The organism is Methylobacterium sp. NPDC080182, assembly GCF_050281105.1.
In the GTDB taxonomy this organism is placed as follows: Bacteria; Pseudomonadota; Alphaproteobacteria; order Rhizobiales; family Beijerinckiaceae; genus Methylobacterium.
In genome coordinates this window covers 327,828-347,704 of the sequence record NZ_JBNNWO010000003.1, presented here as the reverse complement: position 1 = coordinate 347,704, position 19,877 = coordinate 327,828, and the positions used below count along the sequence as shown (strand labels likewise).

The following is a 19,877-nucleotide window of genomic DNA, read 5'->3' as shown; positions in this document are numbered from 1 at the left end:
CAAACACGCGAGGGCGCAGGTGCCCGCGCGTCTTCAGCCCGCGCCCTTCCCCGACACGCCGGCCTGCGCGAAGGTCGCCATGCCGGTGTGGCAGGCGAGCGCGCCCTTCAGCAGGCCCATCGCCATGCCGGCGCCCGAGGCCTCGCCGAGGCGCATGCCGAGCGCCAGCAGCGGCACCAGCCCGAGCCGCTCCAGAACCTCCGCGTGGGCGCCCTCCGCCGAGACGTGGCCGGCGAGGCAGTGATCGAGGGCATTTGGGTCGGCGGCGTGCAGCACGGCCGCGGCGGCGGTCGCCACGTAGCCGTCGATCACCACCGGGATGCGCTGCAGCCGCGCGGCCAGGATCGCCCCCGCCATGGCGGCGATCTCCCGGCCGCCGAGGCGCGCCAGGACCTGGAGCGGGTCGTCGAGGTGGCCGGCATGGTGCGCGAGCGCCGCCTCCACGGCCGCGACCTTCCGGGACAGGCCGTCCCGGTCGACGCCCGTGCCGCGCCCGACCCAGTGGGCGGGATCGCCGCCGAACAGGGCGGCGTAGAGGGCGGCCGCCACCGTGGTGTTGCCGATGCCCATCTCGCCGATGCCGAGGCAGTCGGTGCCGGCGGCCACCGCCTCCATGCCGAACGCCATGGTGGCGACCGTGGCGCGCTCGTCGAGGGCCGGCCCCTCCGCGATGTCGCCGGTGGGCATGTCGAGGGCGAGGTCGAACACCTTGAAGCCGAGGCCGTAGGCCGCGCAGATCTGGTTGATCGCCCCGCCCCCGGCGGCGAAGTTGTCGAGCATCTGGCGGTTGACCGCGTCCGGGAAGGCCGAGACGCCGCGGCGCGTGACCCCGTGGCTGCCGGCGAAGACGCAGACCAGCGGCCGGTCGAAGGTCGGCGGCGCCTTGCCCTGCCACGCCGCCAGCCACGTCACGAGGCTCTCGAGGCGCCCCAGCGAACCGGCGGGCTTCGTCAGGGTCGCGTCCCGGGCCGCGACGGCTTCCTTCGCCTCCGCGTCGGGGCCCGGCATCGCCTTCAGCAGGTTGCGGATGTCGTCGAAGGGGCCGGGTTCGGGAGCGGTCGTCGAATCGGTCATGGCGGCGATGATTTCCTGTGGGCGCCTCCGGACGGGGAGACTATACGGGAGCGGCGCGCGGTGGCGGGCGGATGCGAGAGGCCGCGATGGACAGGCAGACCGGCGGGGAGGCCGACTGGCCCGGGCGCGGCGCCCTCTACGACCTCGCCGGGTGCCTGCGCTTCTACTCCCGCCTGCCGGTGCCGCAACTGCCCGGCGAGCCGGACCCGCACCGGAGCCCCGACTTCACCACCCTGCCGCGGATGCTGCCGCTGGCCGGCCTGATCCTGGCGCTGCCCGCCGCCCTGGTGCTGGCGGCCGGCTGGGCCGTCGGGCTCGGGCCGTTCCTGGCCGCGACCCTCGCGGTGGCGGTCGCCGTGGTGGCGACCGGTGCCCTCCACGAGGACGGGCTCGCGGACGTCGCCGACGGGTTCGGCGGCGGCGCCACGCGGGAGCGCCGCCTGGAGATCATGCGCGACAGCCGGATCGGGGCCTACGGCGGCGCCGCCCTGGTCCTGGCGCTGGCCCTGCGGATCGGCGCCCTGGCGACGCTCCTCGACCGGATCGGCCACGCGGCCGTGGCCGGCCTGATCCTGGCGGCCGCCCTGTCGCGGGTCGCCGCCCTCGCCCCGATGGTGCTGCTCGCGCCGGCGCGGCCGGGCGGCCTCTCCGCCTCGGTCGGCCGCCCGGGCCGGGCGAGCCTCGCCACCGCGCTGGGCCTCGGCGCGGTGCTGGCGCTCGGCGCCGTGCCCCTCGGCCTGCCTGTCGGCGGGATCGCTCTGATGATCCTGTGCGCCGGCCTCGCGGCCCTGGGCCTGACCCGGCTGGCGCGCGCCAGGATCGGCGGCCAGACCGGCGACGTCATCGGCGCCTGCCAGCAGGTCGCGGAGATCGCCGCCCTGCTGGCCCTGGTGGCGGCGACGGCGGGCGTGGCGGATTGAGGGAGGCCGCCGCGTCTTGACCCGGCCACGATCCCCCGGCCAAGGATCACCGATGCCGCCCGCGCCGAAACCCTCCTCGCCCTGCACCAAGGTCTGCGTCCTCGACGCCGCGACCGGCCTGTGCTGCGGCTGCGGCCGGACCCGCGACGAGATCGCCGCCTGGGGCTCGCTGTCGGAGGACCGGCGCCGCGCCGTGATGGCGGGGCTCGGCGCCCGGATGCGGGCCGCCGGCCTCACCCCCCTGGAAGCGCCGCTGCCGTCATGATCTATCTCGGCCTCGCGGCCCTCGCCCTGGTTCTCGTCGCCCTGGTCCTCAGCGACGGCAGCGACAGCGTCGGCGGCGTGATCGAGCCCGACCAGTTGGCGAACCTCGCCTGGACCGGCACGATCCTGCTCCTGGTGGTGGCCGGGTTCTGGCGGCAGTTCACGGCCCGGCTCGGCGCGAACCTGCAGGCGCTCCTGGCCTGGGCGCTGATCGGCCTCGCCCTGGTGATCGGCTACAGCTACCGCGACCGGATCCAGGATGTCGGCGCCCGGGTGCTCGGCGATCTCCGGCCGGGGAGCGCGACCTCGAGCGGCGACGGCGCCGTCGCGGTCACCCGGCGGGCGGACGGCGATTTCCGGGTCGACGCCTTGGTCAACGGCCGGGTGCAGCCTTTCCTGTTCGATACCGGGGCGAGCAGCGTCGTGCTCACCGCCGAGAACGCCGCCGCGCTGGGGCTCACGCCCGCGCCCTCCGAGTTCACCGCCCGCGTCTCCACCGCCAACGGCATCACCTACGCGGCGCCGACCCAGCTCGACTCGCTCAGCGTCGGGACGATCACCGAGCGGCGCGTCAACGCCATGGTGGCCAAGCCGGGCGCGCTCTCGGCGAACCTCCTCGGCCAGACCTTCCTGTCGCGGCTCTCCGGCTACGAGGTCCGGGGCGACCGCCTGATCCTGCGCCGGCCCTGACCGGGCCGCCGCGCAAGGCGCTCAGGCGGCGCGGGCCTCGGGGGCGGCGCGGGAGACCAGCGCCACCGCCTCCCGCAGGGTCGCGAGGTCGGCCTCCGGGCGCATCCCGTGGGTCGAGAGGTGGCGCCGGAAGGCCCGCGCGCCCGGCCGGCCGTTGAACAGGCCGAGCATGTGCCGGGTGACCGCGTGGAGGCGCTCGCCCCGGGCGAGGCACGCGGCGATGTAGGGCTCGAACGCCGCGACCGCCGCGAAGGCGTCGGGGGCCGGGGCCGGCACGCCGAACAGGTCGGGATCGACCCCGAGCAGGAGCGCCGGCTCGGTGTAGGCGGCGCGGCCGACCATGACGCCGTCGACCTCGGCGAGCCGCGCCCGCGCGGAATCCAGGTCGCGCAGGCCGCCGTTGACCGCGATCGGCAGGCCGGGAAGCCGCCGCTTCAGCCGCGCGGCGCGGCCGTAATCGAGGGGCGGCACGTCCCGGTTCTCCTTGGGCGAGAGTCCCTGGAGCCACGCCTTGCGGGCGTGGACGATCAGCCCGTCGACGCCCGCCGCCACCACGGCGTCGGCCAGGGTGTCGAGCGCCGCCTCGGGGTCCTGGTCGTCGACGCCGATCCGGCACTTCACCGTCACCGGCACGGGGACCGCGGCCTTCATGGCGGCGACGCAGTCGCCGACCAGGGCCGGCTCGCGCATCAGGCAGGCGCCGAAGCGGCCCTCCTGCACCCGGTCCGAGGGGCAGCCGACGTTGAGATTGACCTCGTCGTAGCCGAGATCCGCGGCGATCCGGGCGGCCCGCGCCAGGTCCGCCGGGTCCGAGCCGCCGAGCTGGACCGCCACCGGGTGCTCGATCTCCGCGAAGCCGAGCAGGCGCTCCCGCGGCCCGTGCAGCACCGCGCCGGTCGTCACCATCTCGGTGTAGAGGCGGGCGCGCGCCGAGAGGGACCGGTGGAACGCCCGGCAGTGGCGGTCCGTCCAGTCCATCATCGGGGCGACGGAGAAGCGCCATCCGCTGAGAGTTCGGGGTTCTTCCGTTGCGGCAATCACTTGCTGTCGCTCTCGTGCTGTACCTCGGCGTGCCCCATCGGGCGTCGGACTGCTCGGAATCCGGCTGTGCCGTGCCTGCTCGGCCCCGTCCGGTCCCACCGCGGGGGCGCGATGGGGACCATCGTCGAGTCCGCGGGGAAGCACGGGACCACGGGGTATCACGCCCGGATCGTCGTCAAAAGAGACGGCACGGTTCACCGCGGGGCCCGGACCGTCGACCGGCGCGCCGCCGCGGCTCTAAACGCGCCGTTAACCAAGATCAGTGATTTCCCAGGTCATTGGTAGCGTCGCGCGGGCTGTACCTGTCGCCGCGCAAGGATGGCACATCATGCGGCTGATCGTCGGCACAGTGATCGTCTTCGCCTGCGTCTTCGGCAGCTACGCGGCGATGGGCGGCCATCTGCTGGTCCTGTGGCAGCCGTTCGAGTTCGTCATCATCCTGGGTGCGGCGATCGGCGCCTTCGTCATCGGCAACACCGGGCCGGTGCTCAAGGCCGTGCCCGCCATGCTGGGCACGCTGATCAAGGGCCCCAAGTACAACCAGCAATCCTATGTCGAGCTGCTGGGAATGCAGTATTCGTTGTTCAAGCTCGCGAAGCAGAAGGGTGCGATGGCGCTCGAGCCGCACATCGAGGATCCGGGCGAGTCGACGCTGTTCAACGCCTTCCCGACCTTCGCGGCGAACCACCACGCGGTCGAGTTCGTCTGCGACTACATGCGCATGGTGACGCTGGGCGCCAACAACGTCCACGAGATCGACGCGCTCATGGATGAGGAGCTGGAGACGCACCATCAGGAGCAGGAGCGCGTCGTCTCGGCCATGCAGTCGCTCGCCGACGGGACGCCGGCGCTCGGCATCGTCGCCGCCGTGCTCGGCGTGATCAAGACGATGGGGGCGATCAAGGAGCCGCCGGAGGTGCTGGGACACCTGATCGGCGGCGCGCTCGTCGGCACCTTCTTCGGCGTCTTCGTGGCCTACGGCTTCTTCGGGCCCATGGCGCAGTCGCTCAAGAGCCTCTTCGAGGCCGAGTCCAAGTACTATCTCTCGCTCAAGGCGGGGCTGCTCGCCCACATCGCCGGCCAGCCGCCGGTGATGGCGGTCGAGTTCGCCCGCAAGTCCCTGATGAGCGACGTCCGCCCGACCTTCAACGAAGTGGAAGCGGCGACCGCCGCTCTGCCCGCCCAGAGCTGATCCGACATCCGGGAGGGAGTCCATGGCGACGATCATCATCAAGAAGGTCAAGAAGGCCGCCCACGCCCACCACGGCGGGGCCTGGAAGATCGCCTACGCGGACTTCGTGACCGCCATGATGGCGTTCTTCCTGCTGATGTGGCTGATCAGCATGACGACACAGGAGCAGAAGATCGGCCTGGCGGAGTACTTCTCGCCGGCGGCTCTGAGCCCTGCGACCAGCGGCGCCGGCGGAATCCTGTACGGGACCGCCCTCGACACGTCCGGCAACAAGCCGTCCACGCCCCGCGACGCGGAGCGGGGCTCCGCCGAGCGGGAGGAGATCACGCGCCCGACCAGCCCGGGGCGCGTCAGCGACGTCGATGCCAGCCGCCCGGTCGCCAACGTGGAGGCCAATTTCAGCGCCATAGCCAGCCTCCGGCAGGCGCTCCAGACGATGCCCGACATCGCCGAACTGTCGAAGAACATCGTGATCGAGCAGACCAAGGAGGGCGTGAACGTCTCCCTCGTGGACCAGGACGGCCGCTCCATGTTCCGCGAGGGGTCCGTCGAGCCCTACGACCGCACCCGTCGCGTGCTGGAGGCCCTCGCGCCCGCCATCCGGCGGCTGCCCAACCGCCTGTCGATCACCGGCTACACGGCCGTCGCGCGCCCGGGCTCGACGCGGGCCGGCGAGCCCTGGAACCTCTCCGCCGGGCGTGCCCTCGCCGTGCGCGAGGTCCTGTCGGGTGCCGGGGTTCCCAACGACAACTTCTCCTCCGTGTCGGGACGCGGCGACACGGAGCCGGTTTTCCCGGACAATCCCTATCTCGCGCCGAACCGGCGGGTGACGATCACGCTGCTCAACGCGAGCCCGCCGGTGCCCCCGAACCTTCTCCGCTGACGCCGGAGCGGCGCGCCGCGTCGGACCGCGACGCGGCGCGCCGTCGATGCCGCCTCACGTCACCGCGGCGCGTCACGCGCTCCGCGCGGGACCGCGCGCCGCCGCGTCGCTTCCGGCGCGCGGTGTCGAGGCGGCGCGGGTGGCCGGCGACCGGGCCGAGCGCCCGCGCCGCGCCGAGGCGGTAGGCTGACGGCGCGGCGGCGCGCGCACGTCGCCCGCGAGCGGCACCGCGATTCCTGAGCCCGCCGCGCTCGGAGCCTCCGGGTTCGAGGCCGCACCGGCGCGATCCGGGTCAGCCCCGGGCATTCTCTCGGCCGGGACGCCGGAAATCGATGTCGCGGTCGGGCCGCGCGCCTCGCGCTCCACGGGGCGTGATAGCGTCCGACGATTCACCGCCGGGACCTGTGCGCAATCCGCCTCCCCCGCCCTGACTCCCGGGAGCGGACCGGCGGCAGGCCGCCCGGAGCAGCCGGTCGAGCGCGGCCGACGGGCGGGCGTGGACGACCGGCGGCTCGCTGGCCCGCCGCGTGTCGCGCGGCGTGCACCTCTCGAACGTCGTGTTCCTGCCTCGCCCGCTCCGGCGCCGCGATGCGCGCGTCCGTCGCCGCCTTCGACTGGCCTGACCGCTCGCGGTCCGGCCCGCCGATCGGCGCCCGCGGGCCGTGCGACGGCGGCACGAGACCGTCCGCGACGAGGTCGATCGTCCCGGCCGACCGCTCCGCCGGGAGCGCGATGAAGCATATCTCACATGTGTGGCCGGAATGGAATTATTCCAATGTTCGGCAGATGATCGGCGGGCGCGGCGCCGAAGGACAGTTGATTCGATCCGCGAGCTTCGCGGTGTAGCTTTATTTATATTTAGGAATATTTGATATGTCGATCGGTAGAAAGATATTTTGTCTTATCAGTAGCATCCTTCTGGCATTCATATCGATCGTGGGCGTCCAGGTCTCGTCCGTCGGCGCGGTGATGATGGAGGGGCGCAAGGCCGCCATCCGCGCCCAGGTCGAGTCGGCGCACGGCATCGTGGCGGCGTTCGCCCGGCAGGCGGAGGCCGGCGCCGTCTCGGCCGACGAGGCGCGGCGGCGCGCGGCGGAGGCGCTGCGGGCCATGCGCTACAACGGCGGCGACTACGTCTTCGTCTACAGCTCGGAGCCGGGCAACATCGGCCGCAACGTCGTGCATCCCGATCCCAAGATCGAGGGCACGCGGTCCCGCGACGACGCGGCGATGAAGAAGACCTTCGTCTGGACGATGATCCAGCACGCCCGGGAGGGCGGCGGCTTCACCGAGTACCGCTGGGCCCGCCTCGGCGAGACCGAGCCCGCCCCGAAGGTCGCCTACTCGCTCGCCTACGAGCCCTGGCAATGGGTCATCAATTCGGCCCTGTACGTGGACGACATCCACGCCCTGGACCGGGCGCGGATGGTCACCACCCTGCTCTGGCTGATCCCCCTCGCGATCGGGATCGGGCTGGTCGGGTTCCTGCTGGCGCGCAGCATCACCCGCCCCCTGAGCGCCTTCACGGCCGCCCTGCGCCGCCTCGCCGGCGGCGCGACGGACGTCGCCATCCCGGGTCTCGGCCGGCGCGACGAGATCGGCCAGATGGCCGAGGCCGCCGGCGTGTTCCGGGACAGCATGATCGAGGCGCGGACCCTGTCGACCGAGCAGCGCGCCGAGCAGGAGCGTCGGCAGGAGCGGGCCCAGTGGATGGAGGCGGTGACCCGCAGCTTCGACACCGAGGCGAGCCAGCTCCTGGCACGGGTCGACACCGCCGCGGCCGGCATGCGGGAGGCCTGTCGGGCGATGGCCGACACCGCCGCGCAGGCGTCGCGGCAGGCCGGCTCGGCCGCCGGGGCGGCGCAGCAGGCCGCCGCCAACGTGCAGACGGTGGCGGCGGCGACCGAGGAGCTGTCGGCCTCGGGTTCCGTCAGAAACACCGTTAATCATGAGTGGCTTAGCCCTCGGGATGTTCGTCCTACCCACACTCTATCCCGCGCCGCATGAGCGGCTTCAGTGGCACGGTGGGGGATGCCTAGGTATTTGGCTGCGCGGTTTTCGCTCGCGATTTCGTGAACGAGACACAATTCAGCAAGCTTGGCCGTCGTAGGTCGCCCGGCCGGCGGCCTAAGCCCCCGCTGGCCGTCCACGCCCGTCCGCAGATATGCCCCTCAGCTGTCGAGGGCGGGCGTGGATGTTGAAATTCGGCTCGGCGCATCAAAAGCTGTGTTCGCCCTACACGCTTAAGTTTACGGTGACGGCGTCGGCTCGCCTTGAGGGGGCGGTTGGTCGGCTGTCCACGCCCGCTCATAGCTCGCCCCCAGCAGTTCGGGCGGGCGTGGATGCGTAGCTCCGGTTTCTAGATGACGCACAATTAACTTGTGCACTGCTGCGACCTCGGTCATAGCCGCCCGCGTCGGCTTCTCGCTGATCTTCCACGCCTGCTCTAGGCATGCCCCCGATCGGCCGACGGGCGGGCGTGGATGCTCATGCCGCTCGGCAAAACGGAAACCGTTTCCGTTTCGCTGCCCAGATCGGCGATCGAGGGTGTTGGGGCGTTGTGCCCCATTCAGCCCCGGTCTGTTCGTGCTGAATTCAACATAAGTTTGCCGAGCGTTCCGATCTGTTCGGCGCCTGACAAGGTGGGGGACCGATCTCCTACCCTTGGTCACCGCAGCAGCCCCAGCGACGGCAGGTCCGCCCGCGCGGCCAGGGCCTCGGCGATCCGCACCCGATCCCGCGAGCGAGCCAGGGCCGCGTCTGCGTCGGCCATCAGCAGTTCGTGCCGGAACAGGTCGAAGCGGGCGAGCCGGAGCATCCGGACCGCGAGGAAGGCGTAGATCAGGCGCATATCGTGCCCTCCCGCCAGAGCCGCTTGATGTCGGCCATCGCCTCTTCTTCGAGATCGAAGCTCGCAGCCCACCGGCATCGCAGCAGCACGGCTTGCAGTGAAGTCAGATGGAGGCCGTCGAACGGGTCATATAGAGCCCAGGCTGCGTCCCCCACCTTCTCTGCCGGCTCGACGAGATCAGAGTAGATCTTCCACTCCGGCAGGGACTCCATCGCTGGCCAGCGTGGGCGTGGCAGGTGTTCTCCTGCCTTCCACCAGTCCGCATGCGCAGCCTTGGCTATGGCCCAGAGTCGATCGAACTCGTCCAGCAACGGCACGAGCTGCGGGCCGATGGCGATGAACCGGGCTTCCGCTTCCGGTAGGTTCTGCGTAGCGGCTAGCGCCGGCACAGAGGCCAGGGGAGCCGCGAGGATGGCGCCGAGCGCGGCGCGGCGGGTGGAGGCGGTCATTGCTCGCCCTCCACGTCGGCATAGAAGCGGCGGTGGAGAGCCAGGACCTGCGTCTGCTGCTGGCTGATCAGGAAATCCAGCGCCTCGATCTGTTCCTTGGTCAGGACGATCGTGACGTTCTTGCCGAACTTCGGCGCGCCGTCCGTCTCCCTGATGGTCTCAGAGAAGAACGCCTCAAGGACGATGCCGCGAAGCCGTAGGTCGCAGATATCGCTTTCGCATTCGCGATAGCGTCTGCCTAATTCCTCGTTCCAAGCAGCAAGCTCGGTCGGGGTTCGGGCGGCGGTCATGCGCACCCCCCGTAGCCCGGGAAGCCCTGCTCGCCGATCGCGTCGTAGTCGGCGATGCCGTTGTCGTCGGTATTGCCCTCGGCGTCGTAGCCGTCTTCCAGATCCACGTCGACGTCCTCTGCGTCCGCGTCTCCGTCCATGGCATCGAGGAGGTCGATCAGGCTGCCGATCAGGTCCTCGACCTCGGTGCGGGACAGGGCACGGATGCCGTGAGCGGAATTGTCGCCAAGGTGGCGAGAATTGTGCGGCTCGGCCGACCGCATCGCGCGGATGGCCTGTGTGACCGGTCCTACCTGTGCTGAAGGCAAGCGCGGGCGTTCACCGCCGCCGAGGGGCGGTGTAGGGTGGTGGATAGCCATGAACAGCACTCCTGGTGCGGTTGGTGGTTAGAGCCGGTGCGGGAGCTACTACCTTCCCGCCGGCTCGCTACTGTGCTATCACGGTTGGTATGTGGATGCAAGAAACCTTGCTAGCAAAGAAACGCCGCGGCCCAGCCCCGACCGGCAAGGGCACGCAGATCGTCGTGCGCATGCATTCCGATCAGCTCGCCCCATTGGATGCCTGGATTGAGGCTCAGCCGGAGCCGCAGCCGTCGCGCCCCGAGGCCATTCGCCGCCTTGTCGAGGAGGCATTGAGGGCAAAGCGCATTTAAGCAACTTGTGCGCGAGCTAAGGCTAGTCCAAGATCGCCGACCTGTCTCCAACGAACCAGGCGAAGCGATGCCTCAAGTGATCGTTGTTATCCGCGAGTCCGGCCGTCTGAAACCAGACTATAGTCTGGTTTTTGACCTTCCTGACGTTCCAAGAGTAGGTGACTATATTTCTATACAGCGGCCCGACAAGCGTCCTCCTTATGGAGAGGATGCTGTTGTGCGAAAGATTTGGTGGCGGCTTAAGCATCCTGAGACCGCCGGAGTTACATCGGGTGAGCCTAAGGTCGGTTCTGCGACAGAAATTTTCGTTGAATGCGATCCTGCTATCAGTCCTTATTCCAGCGATAGTTGGCGCCGACAATTAGAAACTGCTCGCGATCATCACGGGACTCAAGTTGAAGAGTTCGAAGTTGATCGGTTTAGCGTTCGCGAAAGTGATCTCGACAAAGCCTAGAGCCGCTTAGGTTGCCCAATAGGTAATTTATCGGGCTAGCATCGGACGACATCGCGCATTGCAGCATTGTGCGATGTCGCAATGTTTTTAAGGAATATTTATGCTTCTGGGTATTGCCGCTATATTGAGTGCTATTGCATGGCCAATATTTGCGTCCTATGCTGTTTATCTTTTGCAAACGCCGCTGGCCGATTTTATTCGCCGAATAACTCGACTTGAAGGGGGCGCATCTGGCGTAAAAACTGAATTGCAGCCGCCAATTCAGCAAATAAGCGTTTTAGAAGATACCAACCTAAATAAAGAAATTGCCAACGCCAACAAATTTTCTTCTATGGATCCGGCATATTCGAAGGAGTATGGGAAGATAGACAATATTCTCGAACAAACAAACATGAAGACTACTGCTGATCAGCTTGAGGCGATGAAGCGGCTATTTGCGATTGCAGCGACGGAACGGAGCTACGAGCAAATACACAGGCTGATATTCGCCAGTCAGTTCATGGCGTTGCAGCAGGCAAATATGACAGGTGGCCTCGCAAGGAAGATTTTGTTGCTGGAAACTTATAATCGCGCAGCCTCGCTTCATTCTGAGGTATACAAAAACATCGGGTTTGACGATTGGACGAAATTTCTTCTGGAAACTGATCTGTTTACAGTCAAAGAAATCAGTAACATGGGCATAATTTATGAAGTAACGGAATTTGGGAGAGGTTATCTCAAGTATGCAGCTGCAGTGATGTTGCCGGCGAAGAACTTCTGAGCGATCTAGGAAGCGCTACCATAGCGACCATATAACCACCATGCGCTACGCCCTCGCCGCCGTGATCCTCGCCGCATTCTCCGCGCCGGCCATGGCGAACATGCCCATGCTCACGCCCCTACCGTCACCTGCGACCGCTGAGGCGTGCCAGCGATGGGCAGCCGCCCAGGGCGAGGAGGCTCGCGAGATGTGGGGCGTCATGGAAAGCGGGAAGTACCTACCCGAGGTGGGAGCCCTTCGCCTCTCCCTGATGTGCCTCGGCGACAAGCCGCCGGCCATCGTCGGGTTCGGCTCCAGTGCGGGCGGGGATGCGGCCTACTGCAAAGCCAATCCCCGCACGCCTATCTGCCGCGACCGCCGCTAGACCGTCGCGGACTGCGCATTCATCAAAGCCAGATCGTGCATCCGGCTGAAGGCCTTCTCCATGACGCGCGCAGACTCCTGCGGCCGGTCGGCCCCCGTGATCGTGGTCTTGGTGTTGAACGTCTGATGCACCGCTCGGTTGTTCGTGACCGTGCTGTTCTGCACGGCCGACGAAATGGCAGGGTCCGGCCGCAACAGCGCATTCACGTCGAAGCCGCCGGGATCCATCCGTTGCGGAATGCGGATCTGCGGCAGCGCGCTCGCACCCTCCGCACCTCTGATCTCGATCTTGGGCGCAGTGACCTTGATCGGGAACGCGCTCGCGTCTGCGGGCTTGGGCGGCGGGACGTCCTTCGGAGTGCTGTATGGCGCGTAGGGTCCGTTCGGAACGCCAGGTTCGTAGCCGAACCGATTGCCCCCAACGACGGGCGCATTCGCATTCCTCTGGAACCACGGCCCTCGATAGCCTGAGGCCCTGAAGGCGTTGGACCCGTTGGTGTTGTCTGGAATGCCGCCAGACGCGATAGCCCTGATGCGCGACCGGATGAACTCCGTCTCGGAAGGGCTGGCCCCGGACCCCTTCCAGGCAGCCTCATACTGCCCAGGTGCCGTCGCTACCTCCTGCAGATTGCGGCTCGGCCCCCATCCCTTCGACCCGACACGGTTGAGCATGTTGTTGATGACGGCATCGATGCTCTCGGGGTTCCTGCGGATGGCCTCGCCAGCGATGATATCCGCAGTGCGCTGGCTCAGATCGGCGTCGCTCAGCTTGTACTCCGGCCGATAGCGTCCGGGGCCTTCGGCGGCGCGCGGGTTGAGCCGACCGATCGCCTCGGCATTGCGGTCACCTCGGCGCCGCAGGCCGGTACGCTCCGGCGCGTTGGGATCTGACTGGCCGCCGAGGGCTGTCGGGGCGTGACGCTGCCACCATGACCGGCGGTCGCGAACCGGGCCCGGCGACGCGCCGGGGGTCACGACGACCGCTGGAACGTCCGTGTCACCACGGTCCCGTCGCATCTGGTTCAGGATGTCGGCCGTCCGTTGCGGATCGCCGAGCGGCGTCTTTGTGCCCGACGCCCAGTTGAGGAACCGGGCGATCTTCTCAATGCCGTTGGCGATGCGCTCGATGTTGTCGGCGAACTGCCGGATGCGGTCCCCGAATGCCTCCCAACGCTTCATGAACGCGTCACCGTTTGCCCCGGTGAACGACTGGACCAGGGCGCCGATCTTCTCCGCCACCCACACCACGGCCTTTGAGATGCCGTCCATGATCCGCTCGACCTTCTCAGGGTTGGAGCGGATCCAGTCCTGAAAGCGGTCCACGATGGCCTTCAGAGCCGGCGCGAGGCTCACCAGGAGCTTGTCGCTCAGGATCGATACGGTCGCCTGCAGCCGCGTGAGCGACCGCTGAAAATCCATGGATGCCCGTGCCGCCGCCTCTTCGTTGACGCCGAGATCCTTCGTCAGCGCGTCCCGCTCGGCCTTGTACCGCCGTAGGGCCTCGCCCTGTTTGGTGATGAGCTGATAATTCTCCTCCGAGATGCCAGCCAATCCGGCATACCGAAAGCCTACGTCGTAGGGCTCCTTATTCAGCTTCTCCACCGTGTCGAGGAGCTGCTGAGCGGTGTCCTTGGTGGTGTCGACGCCAAGGCCCTCCACGAACGACTTGACGCCGCTGTTCTCGCGCAGCGCCTTTGAGAAGCTCTCGACAGCGCTGATTGCCTGCTCGGACGTTCCGCCCACCTGCTTGAAGGCGTAGCCCAGCGAGTTGAGCGCCTGGACGGACGCGCCTGTCCGCTGCGACACGAACCCGAGGCTGTCGAACGAACGCGTGACCGCGTTGGCGGCGTAGCTCACGGCGGTTGCCATCGCCGTCGCGGCCAGCGCCAGCTTCGACATGCCGGCCATGAACTCCTTGTGCCGAGCGTCCCGCTTGCGAGCGGCTTCCTGCTCGCCCTTCTCCCTCTGCTCGGCGGCGGCCAGGGCGGCGCGTGCCTCCTTGAGGTTCGTCTCCATGGTGAGCTTGGCGATTTCCTGCTCGGACTTCGCACCCGCCCACCGGGCGTCCTCGATCCGCTTCTCGGCGGCCTTCACGGCGGCCTCGTAGTCCGCAATGGACTTCTTGGCCGTGTTGAGCGAGCCGGTGTCGACCTGAAAGCCGAGCGCGACGGAGAAGGATTTCAGCCAGTCGTCCATAGTCGTTCCCCCTTAGTGCAGCTTGCCGATGACGGCGCGGATCTCGGCCGGCACCATGTCGCCGCCACCTTCCACCCACCGCATAACTGTGAAGCCGAGCGCGTAGCCGACCATCGTCTCTAGGGCCGCGCCGTCGATATCGGCGAAGGCCGGTTCCGGGTCGCCCTTCGGCCACACGGGCAGCCATTCCCCGCCGTGCTCGCGCGTCATGCATCCGCAGCTCGAGCGCTCAATCAGATCGGTGTCGCCGTCCGTCAGGGCGCCCCAAGCCCGGAACACCTTCTCAATGACCTTCGGAACGTCGATGTTGGATCGGAATTTCAGTCCCTTGCCGGGCGCCAGGACGAGCGGCACGGCCTCCGCGAGCGCGGGTGCGAACCGGCGCAGGATGCGGGTCTCCGTCTGCGCGGGCATCCGGCCGACCCGGTAGCGGTTGCCGGCGATCTCGACTTCATGCGTCATGGCTGCGCTTCTCCGATGCTTCCCAGGCTCGCAAAGTGATGTCGCGGAGCCGTTCCAGGCTTTCGGGCTCAAGCCCCCGGCACATAGCAAATCCCGTCAGGACAGCGACCGCGACTTGAGCGCAAATCTCGTCGTTGGCCGAGATGCCGAAGTGCGCCAAACCTGCACGGGCGCCGTTCATCGCCCCGAACATGACTTGCGGATCTAGGTTGTTCTCACTGTCCATTGGCGGGCATCCCAATTCCACGTTGCGCCATCGCGTAGGGCACCCGACCGTTCTCGATCTTCACACAGATAAAGTTGGTGAAGAACGGTTCGCCCCGGCTATCACCGACATGTCCGACGTACAGAACCTTGTACCTGCCATCGGCTGACACGCCGGTCTGTTCCAGCAACTTGTTGTTCGGGGCGCCGGCTAGGCTCGGGTCGAACTCAGCTTGCTGGATAGACTTCTGATCAATCCGCACGACACAGCCGGGGACCATGTTACCGTTGAGTAGGCACACGCCCTCGATGCCTTGAATGGTCTGCACCGGCAGACCGACCAGCCCGGTCCGGCTGTTCAGGACGATATCGCCGTTCGGCAGCGCCTTGTCGTTCGACAAGACTTGGAGCTTGCCTTGCTGAATTGACCACGAGGTCCGCGTCGCCGCGCAGGTCTGGCGGAGCCAATCCTTCGCGTTCCCAAATAGTGCGGCTCCGCGCGGGAACTTGATCTTGGTCAGGGCTTCCGTATCGATGAAGCCGAGCCCCACGCCCATGGCTTTCATCGGCTCAAAGCAGGCCATCACGCGGTCGTTGTGTGTGTGGCCGGCTGAGAGCGTCTTGTTCACGATCGCATAATTGCGGGGCGTGCTGCTGTCGGTCGCGAGGATCGCGAGAACCTTGTCCGTCACATCCACGCGAAGATTGCGGGCCTGGATAATCTCGCCGTCGAATAGAACATAACTCTGTCCGGTGACGTAACCGGCGCTCACCTTCACCCGCTTGCCGACGAAAAACGCGGGTTGCGTGCTACTGTCCGCGAGGTTGAACACCCCGATCCTAGCGACGTTCGGCGCGCTGATATCGCGCATGGTGATCTCGAACGTCATGCGCAGGCCCTGCCCGCCGTTCTCGTCACCGCGATAGGTGAAGGTCTTGCCGCCCTGGATCTCGACGGACATATTGCGCAGGTATTGATCAGTCATGCCCGCCTCTCTGCTGTCGCCCCCGGCACATTGGGAATGATGCGCCGGGGGCTTTCTTGTGAGAATTGCCGAACTGCGGAGCACAGTCCGCTTCCCATTCGCGGTTACTTATGCGCCACTCACGACTTGGCGCCGCGCGGCATGGTCGACCGCACGCACCAGGGAACACGCCGCCCGACCAAAGCAGACGCGCTCAACCCAGTGTCTCACTGGCCTGCGACCGGCAGGCTCAACTTCGCTTCCGGGTCCGTGTGCAGCGCCTGGACGAACTCGCCCCATGCCCACCGCATGTCCCGGTTTGCCGCTGTTTCCTGCCCGATGATCCGAGGAGCCCCGATGCCGCCGCCGACCACGCGAGCGGTCGCGGTGTGATAGATCGCGCCGGCCGTGGCATTCGGGCCGAAGTGTGCGCCGAGATGCGTGATACCGGCGGCCAGCGTGTCAGCTTCCGCGCGCATCGCCTCCACCCGGCGGGCGATGACTTCCGCCGTCAGGCTTGCGACGCGGTGGACGGCCTGCTGCACGCGAAGGTTGGCGTTCGTCACCATGGCCTTGCGTGCAGCCTCCGTCGCGGCCAGCGTCTCCACGGCCTGCTCAGCCGACGCGGCGCGGGACTGCGCGGCAACGTGGCGGGCGTGAGCACCGGGATCGCTGTCGGCCGTCGGCTCCGGTTCGTCGCCTTCTCCGGCCGCCCATTCTGCGAAGCGCGCCGCGAGGTCGGCTCCGATCCGGTCCACCTCGGCGCCTGCGGCCTGGACGGCGGCGACAGCCTGGCTGTGCGCGTCCCGGCCCCGACAGAGCGCGGCGACGGCCTTGGCGTGGTCGGCCTCCGCGGCGGATCGATCGGCAATGGCGAGCCGCAGCGCATCGCGAAGCTCGGCCTCGTTCGACACGTCGCTCTCGCGGATCGCGGGCGCGCTCGGCGGGACTTCGCGCAAGCGCCGCTCTTCGAGGCGGGCCCGGCGTTCGGCTAGCTGATCCGGCGTGGCGATCTCGCCGTTGTCTACCAGCTCGCGGACGCCTTCGCGCCCCATGCGGTCGAGGTAAGCCATCAGCCAGCCCTCCGACCGGACTGGAGGAAGGCGCGCATCCGGCGCTCATGGTCATGGCTGGCAATGGCATCGGCGACGCCCGCGCGAACCGCGTCGGCCAGCGCAGCACGGCGAGCCGCCCGCCGGGACTCGCGGTCATTCGTGTGAGCGGGGTGGATGTGGCCGTGTCCGCCGCACCCACAGGTGCCACCGCAGCCGCAATCGTGGGTGACGGTGGGTGTCCGCAGATCTGCGGAGACACCCTTCAGCATCACGTCCGTCACGACGGCATCGCCGAACTGGTAGCGGGCTGCCGCCGGCCCTTGGGTTTCGATGAGACGCTTCACAGCGTTTCGGTCAGTCACGGTCTCAGACTCCTATCCGGCTAGTCGTGCGTAGAGGTCGAGGATCGACGGCTTGGACGCGAGCAGCACGAGGACGCCCGCCACGGCGTTCGCCACGTCGTCGTGCGCGCCCTTCACCTGCGGGTGGTCGATGATGTCCCGGCCCGTGCCGCGGCTCGTGCGGCGCTCCAGTGAAACGAGCTGCTGCTCCAGCTTCGGCACCGGCAGCATGCTGCACCGCTGGCTGTTCAGGACCGGCAGGAACTCGCGGTAGATGTCGGACTTCGAGCGCTCGGACACCTCGTAGGCGATCCCATGCGCCCGGAACCGCTCCCGCGGCCACTCGCCCGCGTACCGGTCGCCCGTCACAGAGCCCAAGCCGTAGGTCTTCAGCAGATCCGCGAAGCTGGAGACCACAGCGTCCGGCGAGCCGCCGGGGTACATCTCCCGAACCGCATCGAGGTAGGCGATGCCGTTCTCCGCGTGCCCGATCGCCAGCGTCATGCTGTCCGCGCCGCCGCCGGACGGGTCGCAGAACGCCTGATAGGTCAGGCCCGGCGCGGGGGCCCGCTCCAGCAGGTCGCCCGCCATGCACGCCTGCACCGCCTCCAGGCTGATGAAGGCCTCCACGTCCGCCCGGAACTCGGCGCCGTACTCGGCCGAGGCCGCAGCCGGGTCGCGGGTGTAGGCCCGCTTCACCACCGCCGGGTCCAGGCTCGGGTTCATGGTCTGCGACGGCGCCCGCAGCACCAGCACTGCCGGATCGCCGGTCGGCCCGAAATCACGCTGATGGGTGCGGTACAGCTCGCCCTTCCGGGCATAGGGGCTGGACAGCACGCAGAGCGGGCCGCCCGTCGTCGCCAAACCAGGCCTCACTGCATCAAGGATCAGCGTGTCCGGGTTGGCGCTGTTCTCCAGGTGCCAGAACGCCACCTCGTCCGCGAGGCAGCCCGCCAACGTCTCGCCGCGGATCGTCTTGTAGTTCGCCGGCCGGACCTCGATGTCGACGCCGGACAGCAACCGGATGGTCTCCGAGGTCGGATCCCCGTCCACCATGTCGCGCAGCTCGGCCGAGTGCTCGAAGACGCCCAGCATGTAGGAGAAGATCTTGGCGGCCTGGACCGTGGTGGAGGCCATGATCGGGAGCTTGATCCGCTCGCCCGGGGCCTGAACGGCGCTGTAGTCCACCAGCCCGGCCAGATAGGCGCCCAGCACGGAGAATGCGCGGGACTTGCCGCCGCGACGGCCCACGATGCCCCACAGCTCATCCACGGGGCGCTCAGGCTCGCGCTCGCGGCCGGTCAGGTCGGTGAAGATGGTCCGCTCGTCGTCGGTCAGAGCCTCGCCCCGAGAGGCGATCAAGATGGCGCGCCACGGCGCCCAGGTCTCACCCGGCAGGATCTCCGCGAAGATGGCGGGATCGGCCAGGGCCTCCCGCATGGTGCAGAGGGGGCGACAGGCCGGGTTCATGCTGACCGCCTCGCGAAGCGATCACGCAGGCCGGGGCGCTCCGGAGCCTTCGGCGGACCCATCCGGCGGAACTGCCGGTCGGCGCGGTCGCACAGCCTGCCGTAGGCCTCCGCATCAATCGGCTTGCCGGAGGCGCGCTCGCCCTCGATGCGCTCCCGCTCCACGGCGAGCTGCGCGTACATGCGGATGGCTTGGCGCTTGGCCGTGTCCAGAGCGTCATGCCCGCCGCGCTCGGCCGTCAGCGCCTCGACGAGGTCCGTAAAGCGACGGCCCTCCAACGTGCGGCCGTCGAGCCGCAGCAGATGAAGGCGGGAGCCGTTCGACACCGCCGCCTTGGTGCCGGCGTGGCGGGTCTTCATCGTCGATTTCAGATCAGGCCCGTTCATGACTTGGGCTTATACCTGAGTATTGGCGCAAAGTCTATCGTTTTGTGAAGTAGTTCCTAGACGTTCCCCGCCGTTCCTAGGGGTTCCATTTGCTGGTGATTGGCGACGAGACTGCGCAACGTCTGCTGCACGATCGCGAGGGGTATGCTTCCAGTTGCGTCAGCCGCGGATGTTGCGGCTGGTGACGACGTAGGTGAACGACCGCCGATAGGCCCCCGTGTCGATGAGGGGTTTCGTGCCGGTGCGGCCGCGACGGATCCGGGCTTTGATGGTCCGCTCGGCCAGGGGCGCAAAGGCGCCGTCCGTGATCTCCTGCTGAACCGCAGAGACGCCCAGGAGGCCGATGGCGTGCAGGGCCTTCTCCGGTGCGTCGAGGTCGCCCGTCAGGGCCTTGGCCGCAGCCACCTTGAGCCGGGCCGCCGCTTCCTCCGCGATCCGCTCCACGCCCGGCACGAGGTGCGCGCGGGCGGGCAAGTTCTTCTCAGGCTGGCCGTGCTCGAAGAGGTAGCCCAGGGCGGCGTTGCTGATCGGCGCCTCGCCCTTCTCGGCCGGGTGCATGCTGTCGCCGGGGATCCCGATGACGACGCGCTTCTCCAGCTCCCGCATGACGGCGCGGCCGAACGGGTCGAGCTGGCTGGCCTTGATCGTGAGCTTGCTGGTGATCGGCATGGCGTCCCCCCCCGTGTGAGCCCGAAATCTAATTAGAAACGCCCGCGGACGTGGGGGCGGATGTGGGTAGCAATCAACCTCGAAAACTAACGCCCTGAAGCGGAATGAGTTTTCGGCGAAGTCGGCGGATAGTGTGTCCGCCATCTCGGTTCCGGCGGCTGGCTCTGGATTTATTCGGGCTGCCGGCTCGCGCGTGCCGTCCTCTTACAGATGCGCTGACTACAGTTCCGCACAGAGACGCCGTCT

The 19,877-nt window shown here is 67.9% G+C and carries 25 protein-coding genes; 10 read left to right on the top strand and 15 right to left on the bottom strand.

The annotated features are described in order from the left end of the window. Positions 1-33 precede the first annotated feature (33 nt). On the bottom strand, positions 34-1,074 hold the full coding sequence (gene cobT / locus ACQKQD_RS07735; protein ID WP_020092319.1) for a nicotinate-nucleotide--dimethylbenzimidazole phosphoribosyltransferase: 1,041 nt from the start codon (positions 1,072-1,074) through the stop codon (positions 34-36). 86 nt (positions 1,075-1,160) lie between these two features. On the opposite strand from cobT, the gene cobS reads away from it, so the two are divergent. Genes cobS through ACQKQD_RS07720 form a run of 3 tightly spaced genes read left to right on the top strand, consistent with a single transcriptional unit; the run spans position 1,161 to position 2,948 of the window. Beyond that, positions 1,161-1,994 carry an adenosylcobinamide-GDP ribazoletransferase gene (gene cobS, locus ACQKQD_RS07730; protein ID WP_427508012.1) on the top strand — a complete coding sequence of 278 codons (834 nt, stop codon included), beginning with the start codon at positions 1,161-1,163 and terminating at the stop codon, positions 1,992-1,994. Between the two features lie 52 nt (positions 1,995-2,046). Continuing rightward, the gene (locus tag ACQKQD_RS07725) at positions 2,047-2,259 is read left to right on the top strand and encodes a DUF1289 domain-containing protein (RefSeq protein ID WP_020092317.1); all 213 of its coding nucleotides are present in this window, start codon (positions 2,047-2,049) and stop codon (positions 2,257-2,259) included. Continuing rightward, positions 2,256-2,948 (top strand): retropepsin-like aspartic protease family protein, encoded by a 693-nt coding sequence (locus ACQKQD_RS07720; RefSeq protein WP_427508011.1) that lies wholly within the window; start codon positions 2,256-2,258, stop codon positions 2,946-2,948. Before ACQKQD_RS07725 ends, ACQKQD_RS07720 begins: the two co-directional genes overlap by 4 nt. A 21-nt stretch (positions 2,949-2,969) precedes the next feature. On the opposite strand, the gene dusA is transcribed toward ACQKQD_RS07720, so the two are convergent. Next, entirely contained in the window at positions 2,970-3,989 is a 1,020-nt protein-coding gene (gene dusA, locus ACQKQD_RS07715; protein ID WP_427508010.1) for a tRNA dihydrouridine(20/20a) synthase DusA, read from the bottom strand. 328 nt (positions 3,990-4,317) lie between these two features. On the opposite strand from dusA, the gene motA reads away from it, so the two are divergent. The 3 genes from motA (at position 4,318) to ACQKQD_RS07700 (ending at position 8,071) form a co-directional block, all read left to right on the top strand. Next, positions 4,318-5,181 (top strand): flagellar motor stator protein MotA, encoded by an 864-nt coding sequence (motA, locus tag ACQKQD_RS07710; protein WP_020092314.1) that lies wholly within the window; start codon positions 4,318-4,320, stop codon positions 5,179-5,181. A 22-nt stretch (positions 5,182-5,203) separates the two neighbouring features. Continuing rightward, a complete protein-coding gene (locus ACQKQD_RS07705; protein WP_056532644.1) occupies positions 5,204-6,064 on the top strand; it encodes a flagellar motor protein MotB in 861 nt (286 codons plus the stop codon). A gap of 936 nt (positions 6,065-7,000) precedes the next feature. Next, positions 7,001-8,071, top strand: coding sequence for a cache domain-containing protein (locus ACQKQD_RS07700; protein ID WP_427508009.1), 1,071 nt, complete (start codon positions 7,001-7,003; stop codon positions 8,069-8,071). Between the two features lie 661 nt (positions 8,072-8,732). Here the strand turns inward: ACQKQD_RS07700 and ACQKQD_RS07695 are convergent. From ACQKQD_RS07695 to ACQKQD_RS07680, 4 genes are read right to left on the bottom strand one after another with little or no spacing between them, the layout of a single operon-like run. Further along, positions 8,733-8,915 (bottom strand): hypothetical protein, encoded by a 183-nt coding sequence (locus tag ACQKQD_RS07695; RefSeq protein WP_427508008.1) that lies wholly within the window; start codon positions 8,913-8,915, stop codon positions 8,733-8,735. After that, a complete protein-coding gene (locus tag ACQKQD_RS07690) occupies positions 8,906-9,364 on the bottom strand; it encodes a hypothetical protein (RefSeq protein WP_427508007.1) in 459 nt (152 codons plus the stop codon). Before ACQKQD_RS07690 ends, ACQKQD_RS07695 begins: the two co-directional genes overlap by 10 nt. Next, positions 9,361-9,654 carry a hypothetical protein gene (locus tag ACQKQD_RS07685; RefSeq protein WP_427508006.1) on the bottom strand — a complete coding sequence of 98 codons (294 nt, stop codon included), beginning with the start codon at positions 9,652-9,654 and terminating at the stop codon, positions 9,361-9,363. Before ACQKQD_RS07685 ends, ACQKQD_RS07690 begins: the two co-directional genes overlap by 4 nt. Further along, positions 9,651-10,013 carry a hypothetical protein gene (locus ACQKQD_RS07680; RefSeq protein ID WP_427508005.1) on the bottom strand — a complete coding sequence of 121 codons (363 nt, stop codon included), beginning with the start codon at positions 10,011-10,013 and terminating at the stop codon, positions 9,651-9,653. The genes ACQKQD_RS07685 and ACQKQD_RS07680 overlap by 4 nt, the downstream gene beginning before the upstream one ends. Before the next feature lie 95 nt (positions 10,014-10,108). Between ACQKQD_RS07680 and ACQKQD_RS07675 the strand changes: the two genes are divergently transcribed. The 4 genes from ACQKQD_RS07675 (at position 10,109) to ACQKQD_RS07660 (ending at position 11,884) form a co-directional block, all read left to right on the top strand. Continuing rightward, a complete protein-coding gene (locus tag ACQKQD_RS07675; protein WP_427508004.1) occupies positions 10,109-10,306 on the top strand; it encodes a hypothetical protein in 198 nt (65 codons plus the stop codon). A 67-nt stretch (positions 10,307-10,373) separates the two neighbouring features. Next, the gene (locus ACQKQD_RS07670; RefSeq protein ID WP_427508003.1) at positions 10,374-10,760 is read left to right on the top strand and encodes a hypothetical protein; all 387 of its coding nucleotides are present in this window, start codon (positions 10,374-10,376) and stop codon (positions 10,758-10,760) included. Between the two features lie 100 nt (positions 10,761-10,860). Next, a complete protein-coding gene (locus ACQKQD_RS07665; protein ID WP_427508002.1) occupies positions 10,861-11,520 on the top strand; it encodes a hypothetical protein in 660 nt (219 codons plus the stop codon). Positions 11,521-11,560: 40 nt separating this feature from the next. Next, positions 11,561-11,884: a hypothetical protein gene (locus ACQKQD_RS07660; protein WP_427508001.1), complete on the top strand. Its 324-nt coding sequence runs from the start codon at positions 11,561-11,563 to the stop codon at positions 11,882-11,884. Here ACQKQD_RS07660 and ACQKQD_RS07655 read toward each other — a convergent pair. The 9 genes from ACQKQD_RS07655 to ACQKQD_RS07615 all read right to left on the bottom strand — a co-directional run bounded on the left by ACQKQD_RS07655 (position 11,881) and on the right by ACQKQD_RS07615 (position 19,631). After that, positions 11,881-14,079: a hypothetical protein gene (locus ACQKQD_RS07655; RefSeq protein WP_427508000.1), complete on the bottom strand. Its 2,199-nt coding sequence runs from the start codon at positions 14,077-14,079 to the stop codon at positions 11,881-11,883. The genes ACQKQD_RS07660 and ACQKQD_RS07655 overlap by 4 nt on opposite strands. 12 nt (positions 14,080-14,091) lie before the next feature. Then, positions 14,092-14,541, bottom strand: coding sequence for a hypothetical protein (locus tag ACQKQD_RS07650; protein ID WP_427507999.1), 450 nt, complete (start codon positions 14,539-14,541; stop codon positions 14,092-14,094). Next, positions 14,531-14,767 carry a hypothetical protein gene (locus ACQKQD_RS07645; RefSeq protein ID WP_427507998.1) on the bottom strand — a complete coding sequence of 79 codons (237 nt, stop codon included), beginning with the start codon at positions 14,765-14,767 and terminating at the stop codon, positions 14,531-14,533. Before ACQKQD_RS07645 ends, ACQKQD_RS07650 begins: the two co-directional genes overlap by 11 nt. Next, positions 14,757-15,731 carry a hypothetical protein gene (locus ACQKQD_RS07640; protein WP_427507997.1) on the bottom strand — a complete coding sequence of 325 codons (975 nt, stop codon included), beginning with the start codon at positions 15,729-15,731 and terminating at the stop codon, positions 14,757-14,759. The genes ACQKQD_RS07645 and ACQKQD_RS07640 overlap by 11 nt, the downstream gene beginning before the upstream one ends. 206 nt (positions 15,732-15,937) lie before the next feature. Next, positions 15,938-16,783: a hypothetical protein gene (locus ACQKQD_RS07635; RefSeq protein ID WP_427507996.1), complete on the bottom strand. Its 846-nt coding sequence runs from the start codon at positions 16,781-16,783 to the stop codon at positions 15,938-15,940. After that, positions 16,783-17,109 (bottom strand): hypothetical protein, encoded by a 327-nt coding sequence (locus ACQKQD_RS07630; RefSeq protein WP_427507995.1) that lies wholly within the window; start codon positions 17,107-17,109, stop codon positions 16,783-16,785. The genes ACQKQD_RS07635 and ACQKQD_RS07630 overlap by 1 nt, the downstream gene beginning before the upstream one ends. Before the next feature lie 30 nt (positions 17,110-17,139). Then, the gene (locus ACQKQD_RS07625) at positions 17,140-18,576 is read right to left on the bottom strand and encodes a hypothetical protein (protein WP_427507994.1); all 1,437 of its coding nucleotides are present in this window, start codon (positions 18,574-18,576) and stop codon (positions 17,140-17,142) included. Then, positions 18,573-18,935, bottom strand: a complete 363-nt coding sequence (locus ACQKQD_RS07620; protein ID WP_427507993.1) for a hypothetical protein — start codon at positions 18,933-18,935, stop codon at positions 18,573-18,575. The genes ACQKQD_RS07625 and ACQKQD_RS07620 overlap by 4 nt, the downstream gene beginning before the upstream one ends. 186 nt (positions 18,936-19,121) lie before the next feature. Then, complete coding sequence (locus tag ACQKQD_RS07615) at positions 19,122-19,631, bottom strand: hypothetical protein (RefSeq protein WP_427507992.1); 510 nt, start codon at positions 19,629-19,631, stop codon at positions 19,122-19,124. Positions 19,632-19,877 lie beyond the last annotated feature (246 nt).